The 14,268-nt window shown below is 63.1% G+C and carries 15 protein-coding genes; 5 read left to right on the top strand and 10 right to left on the bottom strand.

Annotation, left to right across the window (positions count from 1 at the left end):
* Positions 1 to 5: 5 nt before the first annotated feature.
* Positions 6 to 878: a LysR family transcriptional regulator gene (locus QMO82_RS02230; RefSeq protein ID WP_183610062.1), complete on the bottom strand. Its 873-nt coding sequence runs from the start codon at positions 876 to 878 to the stop codon at positions 6 to 8.
* 95 nt (positions 879 to 973) lie between these two features.
* On the opposite strand from QMO82_RS02230, the gene QMO82_RS02225 reads away from it, so the two are divergent.
* Both QMO82_RS02225 and QMO82_RS02220 read left to right on the top strand, forming a co-directional pair.
* Complete coding sequence (locus QMO82_RS02225; RefSeq protein WP_183610063.1) at positions 974 to 1,759, top strand: SDR family oxidoreductase; 786 nt, start codon at positions 974 to 976, stop codon at positions 1,757 to 1,759.
* Positions 1,760 to 1,787: 28 nt separating this feature from the next.
* Complete coding sequence (locus tag QMO82_RS02220) at positions 1,788 to 2,486, top strand: ribonuclease activity regulator RraA (RefSeq protein WP_183610064.1); 699 nt, start codon at positions 1,788 to 1,790, stop codon at positions 2,484 to 2,486.
* A gap of 60 nt (positions 2,487 to 2,546) precedes the next feature.
* Here QMO82_RS02220 and QMO82_RS02215 read toward each other — a convergent pair whose 3' ends face one another.
* From QMO82_RS02215 to QMO82_RS02190, 6 genes are read right to left on the bottom strand one after another with little or no spacing between them, the layout of a single operon-like run.
* A complete protein-coding gene (locus QMO82_RS02215; protein ID WP_183610065.1) occupies positions 2,547 to 3,836 on the bottom strand; it encodes an amidohydrolase family protein in 1,290 nt (429 codons plus the stop codon).
* A gap of 25 nt (positions 3,837 to 3,861) precedes the next feature.
* The gene (locus QMO82_RS02210; protein WP_183610066.1) at positions 3,862 to 4,806 is read right to left on the bottom strand and encodes an ABC transporter permease; all 945 of its coding nucleotides are present in this window, start codon (positions 4,804 to 4,806) and stop codon (positions 3,862 to 3,864) included.
* A complete protein-coding gene (locus tag QMO82_RS02205; RefSeq protein ID WP_183610067.1) occupies positions 4,803 to 5,852 on the bottom strand; it encodes an ABC transporter permease in 1,050 nt (349 codons plus the stop codon). Before QMO82_RS02205 ends, QMO82_RS02210 begins: the two co-directional genes overlap by 4 nt.
* The gene (locus tag QMO82_RS02200) at positions 5,842 to 7,374 is read right to left on the bottom strand and encodes an ABC transporter ATP-binding protein (RefSeq protein WP_183610068.1); all 1,533 of its coding nucleotides are present in this window, start codon (positions 7,372 to 7,374) and stop codon (positions 5,842 to 5,844) included. Before QMO82_RS02200 ends, QMO82_RS02205 begins: the two co-directional genes overlap by 11 nt.
* Entirely contained in the window at positions 7,371 to 8,783 is a 1,413-nt protein-coding gene (locus QMO82_RS02195; RefSeq protein WP_183610069.1) for an amidase, read from the bottom strand. The genes QMO82_RS02200 and QMO82_RS02195 overlap by 4 nt, the downstream gene beginning before the upstream one ends.
* A gap of 8 nt (positions 8,784 to 8,791) precedes the next feature.
* On the bottom strand, positions 8,792 to 9,778 hold the full coding sequence (locus QMO82_RS02190; protein WP_183610070.1) for a BMP family protein: 987 nt from the start codon (positions 9,776 to 9,778) through the stop codon (positions 8,792 to 8,794).
* Between the two features lie 336 nt (positions 9,779 to 10,114).
* Between QMO82_RS02190 and QMO82_RS02185 the strand changes: the two genes are divergently transcribed.
* The 3 genes from QMO82_RS02185 to QMO82_RS02175 are packed head-to-tail and all read left to right on the top strand — an operon-like array spanning position 10,115 to position 12,287.
* A complete protein-coding gene (locus QMO82_RS02185; protein ID WP_183610071.1) occupies positions 10,115 to 10,744 on the top strand; it encodes a CDP-alcohol phosphatidyltransferase family protein in 630 nt (209 codons plus the stop codon).
* Positions 10,741 to 11,361 carry a 1-acyl-sn-glycerol-3-phosphate acyltransferase gene (locus QMO82_RS02180; protein ID WP_183610072.1) on the top strand — a complete coding sequence of 207 codons (621 nt, stop codon included), beginning with the start codon at positions 10,741 to 10,743 and terminating at the stop codon, positions 11,359 to 11,361. The genes QMO82_RS02185 and QMO82_RS02180 overlap by 4 nt, the downstream gene beginning before the upstream one ends.
* Positions 11,358 to 12,287, top strand: a complete 930-nt coding sequence (locus QMO82_RS02175) for a phosphatidate cytidylyltransferase (protein ID WP_183610073.1) — start codon at positions 11,358 to 11,360, stop codon at positions 12,285 to 12,287. Before QMO82_RS02180 ends, QMO82_RS02175 begins: the two co-directional genes overlap by 4 nt.
* A gap of 36 nt (positions 12,288 to 12,323) precedes the next feature.
* Here the strand turns inward: QMO82_RS02175 and QMO82_RS02170 are convergent, their stop codons facing one another.
* From QMO82_RS02170 to QMO82_RS02160, 3 genes are all read right to left on the bottom strand, one after another.
* Entirely contained in the window at positions 12,324 to 12,647 is a 324-nt protein-coding gene (locus tag QMO82_RS02170; RefSeq protein ID WP_183610074.1) for a chaperone modulator CbpM, read from the bottom strand.
* Between the two features lie 2 nt (positions 12,648 to 12,649).
* Positions 12,650 to 13,564, bottom strand: a complete 915-nt coding sequence (locus tag QMO82_RS02165) for a DnaJ C-terminal domain-containing protein (protein ID WP_183610075.1) — start codon at positions 13,562 to 13,564, stop codon at positions 12,650 to 12,652.
* Between the two features lie 119 nt (positions 13,565 to 13,683).
* Positions 13,684 to 14,151, bottom strand: a complete 468-nt coding sequence (locus QMO82_RS02160; protein ID WP_183610076.1) for a universal stress protein — start codon at positions 14,149 to 14,151, stop codon at positions 13,684 to 13,686.
* Positions 14,152 to 14,268 lie beyond the last annotated feature (117 nt).

Raw genomic sequence — 14,268 nt, 5'->3', positions numbered from 1 at the left:
ATTGATCAGGCTGCCATCGCCGCGCGGCTGGTTTCCAGAAGCGCGGCGACGAGGTTTGCCCGTGGCGAGGATCGCGTCACGACGATGCCGACGGTGCGAACGGCGGACGAGCGAGGCAGGGGCAGCTTGAGGATATCAAGGCCAGCTGGCCAGGGCGGCGCCCAATCCGGCACGATCGAGATTCCGAGACCGCGGTCTACCATCACCGCGATCGCCTCCAGCGCGTCGAGCTCATAACGCTCGACCGGATGGATGCCGATCTCGCGCAAATATTCATCGGCGATGTGACCACCCCACTGGTTACGGTCGTAGCGGATGAAGGGCAGGGTCTTCAACAGTTCGAGCGGATCCGCCCCCTCACAGTCCCGCGGAGCGATCAGCACCAGGGGTTCCTGGCGCAGCTTGTTGAAGGTCAGCGTCTTCTGCATCGGAAATCGCGGCTCGATAATGAAGGCTGCGTCCAGCGCGCCGCTCAAAACCTCGGCATAGAGGTCCATCGACGCGCCCGGCTTGAGGAATATCTCGATCAACGGGTAATCCTGGGCGAGACGGTGGAGAATGTCGGGAACGAGACCGGTCAGCGCCGTATTGATCGCACCGATCCGCATCTCGCCCGAAATCGTCGCGGTGCCGGCCATCGCCTTCAGGTCGCGTGTATCGCGCACCAGATCCCTGCAGCGGTCGAGAATGGCAAAACCCGCCTCCGTCGGCCGCATGACGCGGCCGGAACGCACCAGCAGCCGCACCCCGAGCTCGGCCTCCAATGCGCGGATGCGCTGGGCAACGGCTGCAGGCGTAAGGTTCAGCCGCTGCGCGGCCTCTGCCAGCGAGCGCCGCTCGGCAACGACAATGAAGGTTTCGAGAAAACGTGTGTCCATCGATAGTTTTTCTATCTCTTGAACGAAGCAGAAACCATATTTTATTTATAGTCCGTTGCTCCGAAAGATGGCCGATCATTGAGGAGACGGATGGAATGGATTTCGGCCTGAAGGACAAGACGGCCCTGGTGCTTGGCGCCGGCGGTGGATTGGGCAGCGCGATTGCCGTCAAGCTTGCGCGCGAAGGCGCCAGAATGGCCGCGGCAGATATCGATCTCGCCGCCGCTGAGAAGACCGCGGCTGCGATCGAATCCGAAGGCGGCAAGGCGCTGGCACTGCAATGGGATCTTTCCGATCTCGGTACGATCGATGCGCATGTCGCTGCAATCGAACGTCAGTTCGGACCGATCGATATCCTCGTCAACAATACCGGCGGCCCACCGCCGACCACCGTCTCCGGCCAGGAGCCGACGGTCTGGAGCCAATATTTCCAGAGCATGGTGCTCTCCGTCATCGCCATTACCGATCGCGTGCTGCCTCAGATGCGGGCGCGCAAATGGGGGCGCATCGTCACCTCGACCTCGTCGGGCGTGGTCGCGCCGATCCCCAATCTCGGCATCTCCAACGCGCTGCGCCTGTCATTGGTCGGCTGGTCGAAAACGCTGGCGCGCGAGGTCGGGCGCGATGGCATCACCGTCAACATCGTCCTGCCGGGACGGATCGCCACCGGCCGCATCACCTTCCTCGATGAGCAGAAGGCCAAACGCGAAAACCGCTCCATCGATGACGTCGTCACCGAAAGCACCGGCAGCATTCCGCTCGGCCGCTATGGCCGGCCGGAAGAATATGGCAATGTTGTCACCTTCCTGGCAAGCGAGCCTGCCTCCTATCTCACCGGATCGGTGATCCGCGTCGATGGCGGCATGATCCAGAGCATCTGACAGAAAACCGAATTGGAACCGAATACCGATGGCCCTCAGCGCTGAAGCGATAGCAACCCTCAAGACCGTCTCGACGGCGACCCTGACGACCGTTCTTCTGAAGAAGGGCCTGCGGAACGTCTGGATCCGCGGCGCCGTTCCCCTGAAGCCTGGCCAGCCGCGCATCGTCGGCCCGGCTTTCACCCTGCGCTTCGTGCCGGCCCGCGAGGATCTGGCGACGCCGGCATCCTGGGCCTCGCCGATCTCGACCCGCGCCGCGATCGAGGCGATGCCGGAGGGCTGTGTCGCCGTCGTCGATGCGATGGGTGTCACCGATGCCGGCATCTTCGGCGATATCCTCTGTGCCCGCATGCAGAAGAGAGGCGTTGCAGCCCTCGTCACCGACGGCGTCATCCGCGACCTTGCCGGCGTGCTCGACACCAACCTGCCGGTCTGGTGCCGCGGCGTCGCAGCACCCCCTTCGGTCGCCGGCCTCACCTTCGTCGCCTGGCAGCAACCAATCGGCTGCGGCGGCGTGGCTGTTTTCCCTGACGACATCATCGTCGTCGACCAGGACGGCGCAGTGCTGATTCCGGCCGATCTGCTCGAGGTGGTGCTTGATGAAGCGCCGGAACAGGAGCGCATGGAAGCCTGGATCATGACCAGGATCGATGAAGGCACGCCGTTGCCCGGCCTCTACCCGATGAACGCCGAAACCAAGGCGCTCTATGAGGCCTCGAAGAAATAGGCTCCAGGCCAGGCGGATTGAGGAGGACGCGGCTTCCAGCCATCTTCTTTCCGCCGCTTTTCAATAACGAGGTGCGTAATCCAGGCCGCCGTCGATCCGTGCCGGGCGCCCGTCCAGGAAAAGCTCACCGATGCGCGGGGCCGAGCGGGCGATGACCTTGCCGCGGCGGATCACCGCCAGCCGGTTCGGCTTCAGCCGCAGCGCTTCCAGCGTGTCGCTGGCCTGGAGGATGACGAGGTCGGCGCTGCATCCCTTTTCCAGGCCGTAACCCGCAAGCCCCATCGTCTTCGCCGAATTGACGGTCAGCGCGTCAAAGATCTTCTTCTTGTCGTCGATGCCGGCCATCTGCGCGACATGAATCGCCATATGGCCGACCTCCAGCATGTCGCCCGATCCCATCGAATACCAGGGATCCATGACGCAGTCGTGCCCAAAGGAAACATTGAGCCCGGCATCCATCAATTCCCTAACGCGGGTCATGCCGCGGCGTTTCGGATAGGTGTCGTGCCGGCCCTGCAGCATGATGTTGATCAGCGGATTGGGAATGACGTTGATCTCGGCCTCCGCCATCAGCGGAATGAGCTTGGAGACATAATAATTGTCCATCGAATGCATCGAGGTCAGATGCGAGCCGGCGACGCGCCCCTGCAAGCCAAAGCGGATGGTTTCCGCCGCCAGCGTCTCGATATGGCGCGACATCGGATCGTCGGTTTCGTCGCAATGTATATCGACCGGCAGGCCGCGATCGGCGGCGATGCGGCAGAGCGCCTCGACCGACGCCGTCCCTTCACCCATCGTCCGTTCGAAATGCGGAATGCCGCCGACGATATCGACGCCCATGTCGAGAGCGCGGTTGAGCGCGTCGATTGCGCCCGGCGAACGGTAATAACCATCCTGGGGAAAGGCGACCAGCTGCAGATCGATATAGGGGGCGACCTTCTCGCGAACCTCGATCATCGCCTCGACGGTCACCAGCCTGGGATCACTGGTATCGACATGGCTGCGGATGAAGAGCAGGCCCTGTGTGACCGCCAGATCGCAATAACGCAGCGCACGATCGACCAGTTCCTCCTTCGTCACGATCGGGCGCAACTCTCCCCAGAGCGCGATGCCCTCGAGCAGCGTGCCGGATACGTTCATGCGCGGCAGGCCGAGCGACAGCGTGGCGTCCATGTGGAAATGCGGATCGACGAAGGGCGGGCTGACCAGCCGGCCTGACGCGTCGATCTGTTCTTGCGCCTGCGCCTGGAGATTGCGCTCGATAGTGATGATCTTGCCGCCCTGGATACCGATATCGATACCCTTTCGGCCATCGGGGAGATTTGCATTTCTGACGATCAGATCGAACATCGGAGCCTCATTGGACAGAAGTGGTTCAGCGTTCGCCGCGGCGATAGGGCTGCATCAGCGCCTGCGGCACGCGGGCGCGGCGAGCCATGACGGCAAGGGCGGCAATGGAAAGGATATAGGGCGTCATCAGGAAGAGCTGATAGGGCACGAGCCCGCTCAGCGCGGTTTGCAGCCGAAGCTGGAAGGCATCGAAGAAGGCGAAGAGCAGAGCGCCGAAAAGCGCGCGGCCCGGCCGCCAGGAGGCGAAGACGACGAGCGCAATGCAGATCCAGCCGCGTCCCTGCACCATGGTCGGGAAGAAGCTGTTGAAGGCCGACAATGTCAGGAAAGCGCCGCCCATTCCCATCAGCGCGCTTCCAGCAATCACCGCGCCGTAGCGCACCTTCATCGGATTGACGCCCTGGGCTTCCGCCGCATGCGGATTTTCGCCGGTCATGCGGATCGCAAGGCCGACGGGTGTGCGGAAGATGATGTAGGCCATCAGCAGGGCGATAATGATTGCGAGATAGGTCGGCGCCGTCTGGGTGAAGAAGGCTGGCCCGATGAAAGGCAGCGTCGAGAGACCCGGAATGGCGATCGGCTGGAATGGCACGATGGTGGGTGGGGTATTGGCAAGCGGCACGATCAGCCGGAAGACATAATAGCTGAAGCTGGAAGCAAACAGCGTCACGCCGAGACCGGAGACATGCTGGGAGAGGCCGAGCGTCACCGTCAGGCCTGCATGCAGCAGACCGAAGACGCCGCCTGCCAGCGCCGCGATCAGCAGGCCGGTCCAGAGATCGGCGCCGTGATAGACCGAAAGCCAGCCGATCATCGCGCCGAAGGTCATGATGCCTTCGATGCCGAGATTGAGCACACCCGCCCGTTCGCACAGCAATGCACCGAGCGTGCCGAAAATCAGCGGCGTGGCGATCCGCAGGATTGCCGCCCAGAGCCCTGATGAAGCGATGATGTCGAACAGCTGCATCATCGCCGGATCCTGTATTGGGTAAAGAACAAGGCGATCAGCATCGTCAGCAACGACAGCGCCACCGTGACATCGGCGATATAGGTCGGGATGCCGAGGCCGCGGCTCATGCCATCCGCGCCCACGAACATCGTGGCCGTGAAAATGGCGGCGAAGACGACGCCGAGTGGATTGAGGTTGGCGAGCATGGCGACAACAATACCGGCATAGCCGAAGCCCGGCGACAGATCGGTCGTCACATAACCCTTGACGCCCATGACCTCGATCGCTCCCGCCAACCCTGCAAGCCCGCCAGAGAGACAGGCGACCTTCACCAACGTTCTGCCGAGCGGGACGCCGGCAAAGACTGCACCGGCGGGATTGAGGCCTGCAGCGCGCGACTGCATGCCGAACACGGTGCGGGACTGGACGAAATGGACGATGACGGCCAGCCCGATAGCAATCGCAAAGCCAATATGCAGGCGCGAGCGGGCGATCAGCTTCGGCAGCATGGCATGATCGCTGACGGATTGCGACTGCGGCCAGCCGAAGGCGAGCGGATCCTTGAGGACACCATCGATCAGCATCGAGACGAAAAGCACGGCGATGAAGTTCAGGAGCAGGCTGGTGACGACCTCATCGACGGAGAAGCGCAGCCTGAGCCAGAGCGGGATCAGGATCAGCACCATGCCGGCAATGGCGCCGACCAAGAGCAGCAACGGAATGAGAATGGGGGCTGGAAGATTGCCCAGCAGTTTCGAGCTCGCCGCCGCAACGGCGATGGCGCCGAGATAGAACTGGCCCTCGGCGCCGATATTCCAGAGCCGTGCCCGGAAGGCGACGGCGGCGGCAAGTCCCGTCAGCATCAGCGGCGTTGCCCGCGTCAGCGTTTCGGTCGCCGAGAGGCGCGAGCCGAAGGCTCCGGTCAGGATGCGCCAATACGCATCGAGAACAGGCGCGCCGGCGATAGCGATCAGGATACCCGCCAGCGCCAGCGCCGCGACGACCGCGATAACGGGCGTGACGATCAGCAGGTAAAGCGGACGGTGCTCGCGGCGCTCAAATCGCATTGCCGGCCTCGAGGGTCTCTTGCCATTCACCAGCCATCATCAGCCCCAGCCTGCGGGCATCGGCGGCTCCCGCCTCGACGGGCGGTGACAGGCGGCCACCGACGATTGCCTGTATGCGATCGGCGAGTGCGATCACCTCGTCGAGGTCTTCCGAGATCAGCAGCACGGCAGTACCTTGCCGGCGGGCTTCGAGCAGGCGGGCGTGCACGGCCGCCACTGCCCCTTCATCGAGGCCGCGTGCGGGCTGCGCGGCGATCAGGATATGTGACCGCCGATGCAGGTTGCGTCCGAGAATGAGCTTCTGCATATTGCCGCCGGAAAGCAGCCGGGTGCGAATGGCAGGGCCGCCGCCGCGAACATCGAATCCGTCGATAATTTCGCTCGCGAAGGCCATGCCCGCCTTGCGGTTGACGAGGCCGCGGCGCGAAAAGGCTGGTGAGGTGATCCGCTCCAGCACGGCGTTTTCCCAGATCGCCATTTCGCCGATCACGCCCTCCTCGTTGCGGTCTTCGGGAATGCGGCCAATGCCGGCTTCGACGACATCGGTGACGCCAAGATTGCCGATGGCTTCCCCGAACAGCAGAAGGTCCCCGCCGCTGCGCGACAGCGTGCCGGAGAGGAGATGCGCCAACGCCGCCTGGCCATTGCCGGAAACACCGATGATGCCGAGTATCTCGCCCTGATGCAGCCGGAAGCTGACCGACTTCAGCCGATCGATGCCGCCGATGCGCACCGTCACACCGACTGCTTCGAGGGCAACCGCACCCGGTGTCGATGGCTCGCGCACGGGCCGCGTCACGCGGCGGCCGACCATCAGTTCGGCGAGTTCCGCCTTGCTGGTTTCCGACGCCTTGCGTTCGGCGACCATCTTGCCGCCGCGTAAGACGACGATGCGGTCGGCAGTCGCCATGACCTCGTCGAGCTTGTGCGAGATGAAGATCAGCGACAGGCCCTGGCGGGCCATTTCCCTTAGCGTCGTGAACAGCCGTTCGGCCTCGATATTGGTCAGCACCGCCGTCGGCTCGTCGAGGATCAGGATGCGGGCATCGTTATAGAGCGCCTTGAGGATCTCGACACGCTGCTGCTCGCCGACCGACAGGTCGCCGAGGCGGGCATCCGGATCGACCTTGAGGCCGAAGCGCTCGGAGATTGCCAGCAGCTTCCTGCGTGCCGCGGATGTTCCCGAGCGCCAGGACCACAGTCTTTCCGTGCCGGTCATGACATTTTCGAGAACGGTCAGATTGGGTGCCAGCGAGAAATGCTGATGCACCATGCCGACGCCGGCGCGGATCGCGGCACGGGGCTTGCCCTGCGGCACCTCCGTGCCCTCGATCAGAATTCGGCCAGCATCCGGCATGTAATGGCCGAAAAGGATGCTCATCAGCGTGGTCTTGCCCGCACCGTTCTCGCCGAGCAGGGCGACGACCTCGCCCTTGGCAAGCGTCATGGAGATATCATCGTTGGCGAGATTGGCGCCGAAACGCTTGCTGACGCCGATGATATCCAGCACCGGCCCGGTCATGACGGCAGTCCTGCAACGGGAAAACGGTGCTGCCATCGCCCCTCTGCCTCCAGGCGTGCGGCAAGCGACAGCAGACGCGGCTCGTGACCCATCGGCGCCATGATCTGCACCGGCAGCGGCATGGCGTGCTCATCCTGTCCGAAAGGCAGCGTCAAAGCAGGAAAACCCGAAATATTGGCGAGGCAGGCAAGCGGCGCAAATGCCGTCATCCGCTCGAGATGCAGATCCGTGTCGGCATGATCTGATGGAAAGGAGCCGATCGCAAGAGGTGCGGAAGACAGCATCGGCATCAGAATGCAGTCGATCCTGTCGAACAGTGTCCAGAGCTTATGGCTCACCAGGACGGCATCGTTCAGCGTGTTCCAGAGCGATGTGGCCGGAAGCGCCCGTCCGCGCGCCGCGAAGGCCTGTGTCAGAGGCTCGGCCCTGCTTTCATCAAGAATCGCAGCCTCGATGAGCGCCGCAAGGTTGACGGAGACGATATCGGCGAAGGCGCGGCCGCTTGAAGTGACGCTCCATTCGAACTCGGCCCAGCTCAGCGGAACGATAACGTGCCCGTCGCTCTGGAGGGCACGAGCCGCGGCCTCGACGGTTGCGAGCCGATCACCCTTCGTCGGATAGGCCGCTCCGGTATCGGTTAATAGGCCGATCCGCAAACGGCCATTGTCGCCATCAACAGGGGAGGGGTCCGGAAAAGGTCCTCGCGATTTGCCGCTCAGCCTGTCGAAAATCAGCGCGGTATCCCGCACCGAACGGCAGACGGCGAGTTCGCTGGCGATGCCGGCGAGGTGGTTGCCGAAGGATGGCCCGCCCGGGATGGCGCCGCGCGTCGGCTTCATTCCGACGAGGCCGCAGCAGGCAGCGGGCACACGGATCGAGCCGCCGGCGTCGGTGGCATGCGCAATGGCGACGATCCCGGCGGCAACCGCTGCCGCCGCACCGCCGGAGGAGCCGCCCGCGGTCCGTGCCGGATCGAGCGGGTTGCGGCAGACAGGCCCGATCATCGGTTCGCTCGCAAGCGACAGGCCGAATTCCGGGCTCGTCGTCAGGCCGAACAGACAAAAGCCGGCGTCGCGGAAACGGCTAGCGAGATCGGAATCCGCTTCACCGCCCTTTCTTTCGAAGAGGCGGGAACCGGCCGTCACCGGCAGCCCAGCGAAGGGGCCGCCAAGATCCTTCGCCAAGGTCGGCACACCGGCAAAGGGCCTGGCGGCAAAACGATCGTGCACGCTCTGCCGTTCCCGGTCGCTGTCATTCGCCGAGGCGAGACCCATCGCGGCGTCGAGATAGGCGATCGCGCCGAGCGGCTCCTGCCGCTGAGCTGCGGCAAGAGAAGCCTGCATCGCCTCTGCAGCGCTCAGGCTGCCATGCCTGATCGCTGCCGCCAGATCCGTCGCATCACCTTGCATGAGCCGGATTACTTCGGCTCGTCCATCATCTTCGGAACTTCGAAGGTGCCGGCCTTGATCTCCGCCCGCTTGGCCTCCATCGCAGCCTCCGCCTCGGCAGGCGCCACGCCCTTCACGAAGACGATATCGCTGCCGCCTTCCTTCATCAGGCCGTAGGACGTGTAGTTCCTGCCGACCGGCTTTCCGGCCGCGACATCGGCGATCGCAGCGTCCAGGATCGGGCGGAAGTACCACATGGCGTTGGCAAACACCGTGTCGGGATAACGCGGCGTATAGTCGATCAGCGAGCCGACCGACTTGATGCCGCGTTCCTTGGCGGCATCGGCAGTACCGATGCGCTCGCCGAACAGGATGTCGGCGCCGGCGTCGATCTGGGCAAGACCGGCTTCGCGGGCCTTCGGCGGATCGAAGAAGGTACCGATGAACGAGACGAGGTGCTTTGCATCGGGATTGACCGCCTTGACGCCGGCCGCGAATGCGTTGATCAGCATGTTGACCTCGGGGATCGGAATGGCGCCGACCGAACCGACGACGTTCGACTTGGTCATCTTGCCCGCCAGCATGCCGGCGAGATAGGCGCCGTCATGGTTCCAGGTGCCGAAGACGCCGAAATTGTCACCGGCCTGCTCGCCGCTCGAACCGAGCACGAAAGCGGTCTCGGGATAGTCGGCCGCGACCTGCCGGGCTTCCTTTTCCACCGCATAGGCCTCGCCAATGATCAGCTTGTTGCCCTGTTCGGCATATTCGCGCATGGCGCGCGGATAGTCGGTGCCGGAGACGCCTTCGGAGAAGACATATTCGATCACGCCTTCCTTGGCGGCGTCCTGCAACGCCTTGTGCAGACAGGAGTTCCAGGCATTTTCAACCGGCGACGCATGAATGCCGGCAACCTTCAGCGGCGCAGCCGCCCTTGCCAGCGGGGCGAAACCGCTGACCCCAAGCGCAATGCCGGACGCGATCACTGCCCGGCGTGAAATCAGCATGTCTTTGGTCATCGATTGCTCCCCTTTTTTACCATTTGGTTCAAAAATCATAGTAGCGCCTAAAAATGTGTCAAGCAGCGAATGGGCTTAAAAATCAGGCTGCGCAGTCCATTGCGCCCCGTCTTCTTCAGCCGATTTTTCCAAATTCGTATAGCGTCGCGGCTTGGATGAAAGGACGCGGCATGGAGCGCTACGCCACCGCTTTCTGCCGCGGTCGAGGCTCGATTTCAAAAAGCGCTCTTTCCGCGTCAGCGCGAGAGATCCCGGGCCGAATATACAGGGCGTTACGGCTTGGCGCGACGACATTGGCAGGCTATGCAAGGAGGACAAGGGTTGGGGAAAATGAAAATGGGGGAAGAACAGAACGCCTCGCGGCGACCGATCGCGAGCCGGTCTTCGTCCTGGGCGATCGGCACCAGCGCATGGCTGGCGCGCACCGGCGTAACGCCGAACACCATTTCGATGCTGTCGGTCGTCTTCGCCGCCATCGGCGCGTCGCTGATCCTGTCCACAGCACATCCGATCGCCATGATCTCAGCGGCGATCTCGGTGCAGCTGCGGCTCGTCTGCAATCTGCTGGACGGGATGGTCGCGATCGAAGGCGGCAAGAAAACCAAGAGCGGGCCGCTCTATAATGAATTTCCCGATCGGATCGCCGACAGCCTGCTTCTTGTCGCGGTCGGCTATGCCTGCGGCTTTGCTTGGCTCGGCTGGCTGTCTGCGCTGCTTGCAGCACTCACCGCCTATATCAGGGTCTTCGGAGGAGCGGTAGGCCTTCCCCAAGACTTCAGCGGCATCATGGCTAAACAGCGCCGCATGGCGGTACTGACCGCGGGCCTCCTCGCCCAGAGCTTGGAGACGCTGATATCGGCCAGCCGTTGGTCTCTGCTGCTCGCCTCCGCCATCATCGCGGCCGGCAGCCTCGTCACCTGCACCACGCGCACGATAAGACTTGCCCGCTCGCTGGAGAGATTATGATCGCGCTCATCCGTCGCCTTCTCGTGCTCATCGTCCGCATCCTGGTCGGCGCCCGAAGCGAGTGGCGGGGCTGTGCGCCCGACCCCCGCCGGCGCATCTATTTCGCCAATCACAACAGCCATGTCGATACCGTTGCCGTCATGGCCGCCCTGCCATGGCCGGTGCGGCGGCTGACCCATCCGGTTGCGGCGCGCGACTATTGGGGAACGAGCGCCTTGCGCCGTTTCATCGCCGAAAAAGGCCTGCGCGCCGTCCTGATAGACCGCAAACCTCTGCCCGACAGCAATCCGCTGGCGCCGGTCGAGCGCCTGCTCGAGGAAGGGCGCTCGGTCCTGATCTTCCCGGAAGGGACGAGAAGCGCCAACGATGAGATCGCCCCGTTCCGCAGCGGCATCTATCGTCTTGCCTGTCGTTTCCCCGACGTCGATCTCGTGCCGATCCATCTCGACAACCTCCAGCGCATCCTGCCGAAGGGAAGCTGGCTCATCGTCCCGATCACCTGCACGGCGCGGTTCGGCAAGCCGCTGCGCGTCGAACCTGGCGAGGAAAAGGGCGCGTTCTTGGCCCGCGCCCGTGCGGCGGTCATCGAGCTCGCCGACAGAGGGCCTGTCGTATGACCAGTCTTTTCTCCATCGTGCTTGCCGCGATCCTCGGCCTGCTGGCCGTCGCCTCAGCCATCGGCTTCATCCTTCAGCGGCGCGCCACCGAGCCCGGCTCCGTCGCCACCGTGCACAACCTCAACGCCCGTATCCGCTCCTGGTGGATCATGGTCGCGGTATTCGGCGGCGCGCTCCTGCTCGGCGATACGGCGACGATCATCCTGTTCGCATTCCTGTCGTTCATGGCGCTTCGCGAGTTCTGGACGCTGACGCCATCGCGGCGCGGCGATCATCTGGCACTGTTCCTATCCTTCTTCGTGGTCCTGCCGCTTCATTACCTGTTGCTCGGAACGGCGTGGTACGGCCTCTTTTCGATCTTCATCCCCGTCTATGCCTTCCTGATCCTGCCGGCGGTGGCGACCCTGACGGGCGATGTCAACGAATTCCTGGCGCGCACCGCCAGGGTTCAATGGGGATTGATGCTGACGGTCTATTCGATCAGCCACGCCCCAGCGCTGCTCATGCTGCAGACCGGCACGCCCTCGGCACTTCTTCTCGTCTATCTGGTCATCGTCGTGCAGCTCAGCGACGTCTTCCAGTATGTCTGGGGCAAGCTCCTGGGAAAACACCGCTTCTCGCCGAACATCAGCCCTTCGAAAACACTCGAAGGCCTGTTCGGCGGCGGCGCCTCGGCCATCCTCGTGGGAACGCTGCTCTATCGCCTTACGCCGTTCTCGCCGCTGCAGGCGGCGGCCATCAGCACGGTCATCGTCGTCGCGGGCTTCTTCGGCGGCTTCGTGCTCTCGGCGATCAAACGCGATCTCAACGCCAAGGATTGGGGCTATGTGATCGAGGGACATGGCGGCGTGCTCGACCGCCTGGATTCCATCACCTTCGCCGCACCACTGTTCTTCCACATCGTCCGTTACTGGTTCACCGCCTGAGGCGAATATCCGAAGGCATGCGGCCGATCGTTTGGACTAATGCCGGCTGATGTCTTCGAGGCTCTCGAACAGCCGGCGCTGAACATCCTGCTCCTGCCTGCCGATGGCGGTCATCAACTTGCCCATCGTTCCCCGCAGGCCGTGCAACTCGTCCACCAACTCCATGACGATATCGACGCCGGCTTCGTTGACGCCCATGTTTCCCATGAGGTCCAGGATCAGCCGGGCACGGGCGACATCGGCGTCGCGAAATTGCCGTTGGCCGCCTGACGTCTCGGGGATCAGCCAACCCTGTTCGATCCAGAGGTCGAGCTGGACGATGTCGATTTTCAAGTAAAGACGGAATTCGAGATCATCCATGATCAAGCCTCCATGTACTTTCTCGGATCGTAGGAGTTTGCCGTTGCCCATTCCTTCATGAAGGCCGTCAGCCGTTCATCCGGGGCGTCGGGCAGTACAATCTTCAGCGAAATGTAGACGTCGCCGTGTTCGCCGCCGCGTTTTGCAACACCTTTGCCCTTGAGACGCAGGACCTTGCCGCTGTTCGAATGAGGCGGCAGCGTCAAATTGACTGGTCCGGACGGCGTCGGCACACGAACCTTGCCGCCGAGCACGGCCTCGCTGAGGGAGATCGGCAGTTCCAGGCGGATATCGTCGCCGTCTCGCGTGAAGAAGCGGTGCGGGGCCACACGGATTGCGATCAGGGCATCACCCGTCGGCCCGCCTCCGATGCCCGGCTCGCCCTTGCCGCGCAGCCGTAAAGTCTGGCCGTCGCGCGTCCCCGGCGGGATCTGCACGTCGAGCGCCGGACCATTCGGCAGCTTGATCTCGGTTTTGGTGCCGTTGACCGCCTCGAGAAAATCGACCTCCATGGAGAACTGGCGGTCCTGGCCACGACCACGGGTCTGGCCGCCTCCCGCCCGGCGCGAAAAAAAGTTTGCAAAGATATCGTCGGCATCGCCGAAATCGGCAAAGCCGGCGCTGTTGTGATAGGGATCGCCAGGGCCGCTCTTCGAGGCATAGTCGCGGTAATAATTGCGCTGCGCCCGCTCGGCGCCTGTTATATCGATCTCGCCGCGATCGAAGCGTCCGCGTTTTTCCTCGTCGCTCAAGATCTCGTAGGCGGTTGAAATTTCCTTGAACCGTTCCTCGGCCTTTTTGTCGCCGGGGTTGAGGTCGGGGTGAAGTTTCTTGGCGAGCTTGCGGAACGCGCTTTGAATATCCTTTTGCGTCGCATCCCGCTTTACGCCCAGAAGCTCATATGGATCCTGGCTCATGCATATCTCCGGTCAGGCAGCGAATACTGCTGGTTGGCTTGGGGATGATATAGGTTGTCGGCCGCCGCCGGGGAGGGGAGGCCGGTCGCGGTGCTCGACCTCCTCAATCCGCAGCGGAACTAGAACAACGCCGCGTCTTCCACTTGAGGCGCCGAGCCTTCATGCGCGGGGTCGGGTCGCCGATCGATGAGAACCGAGCACCCGGCGTGACGCACGACCTTGTCGACGATCGAGGAGAAGACGTAGTCGGTGATATCCGTCACATGGGATGAAAGCAGGATGAGATCGGCCGATTTCTCCCTTGCGACGGAGACGAGCACGGAGGCGGCAACGCCGATACGAACCTCGATCGTCGCCGGAATCCCCATCTCCTTGCAGAGCGATGCAAGTTTCTTTTCGGCATCGAGGATGGCGGTCGTTTCGAATTCCTCGGGAAGCTCCGTCAGGTGACGGCGGGGGATATTCTCGATGACGTGCATGACGACGATGCTTCCGCCTTCGTCCACCAGCGCAGCAGCCCGGCGCAGAAGTCGGCTCGCCGTTTCCCTGGAACCCATGCCGATGCCGCAGATGATCGTCCGATACATTGAATTCCATATCCCCGAATGCGAAGGCGCGTACCGATTGTACCCGCCGTCGACCGTCCCCGCTTTGACCGATATCAAGCAGAAATACCGTGACTTCGCAACGCCGGCGTGCGGGAG

The sequence above is a fragment of the Rhizobium sp. BT04 genome (assembly GCF_030053135.1).
Taxonomy (GTDB): Bacteria; Pseudomonadota; Alphaproteobacteria; order Rhizobiales; family Rhizobiaceae; genus Rhizobium; species Rhizobium binxianense.
The sequence above is the reverse complement of the archived record's forward strand: the minus strand, read 5'-3'. Positions and strand labels throughout refer to the sequence as shown.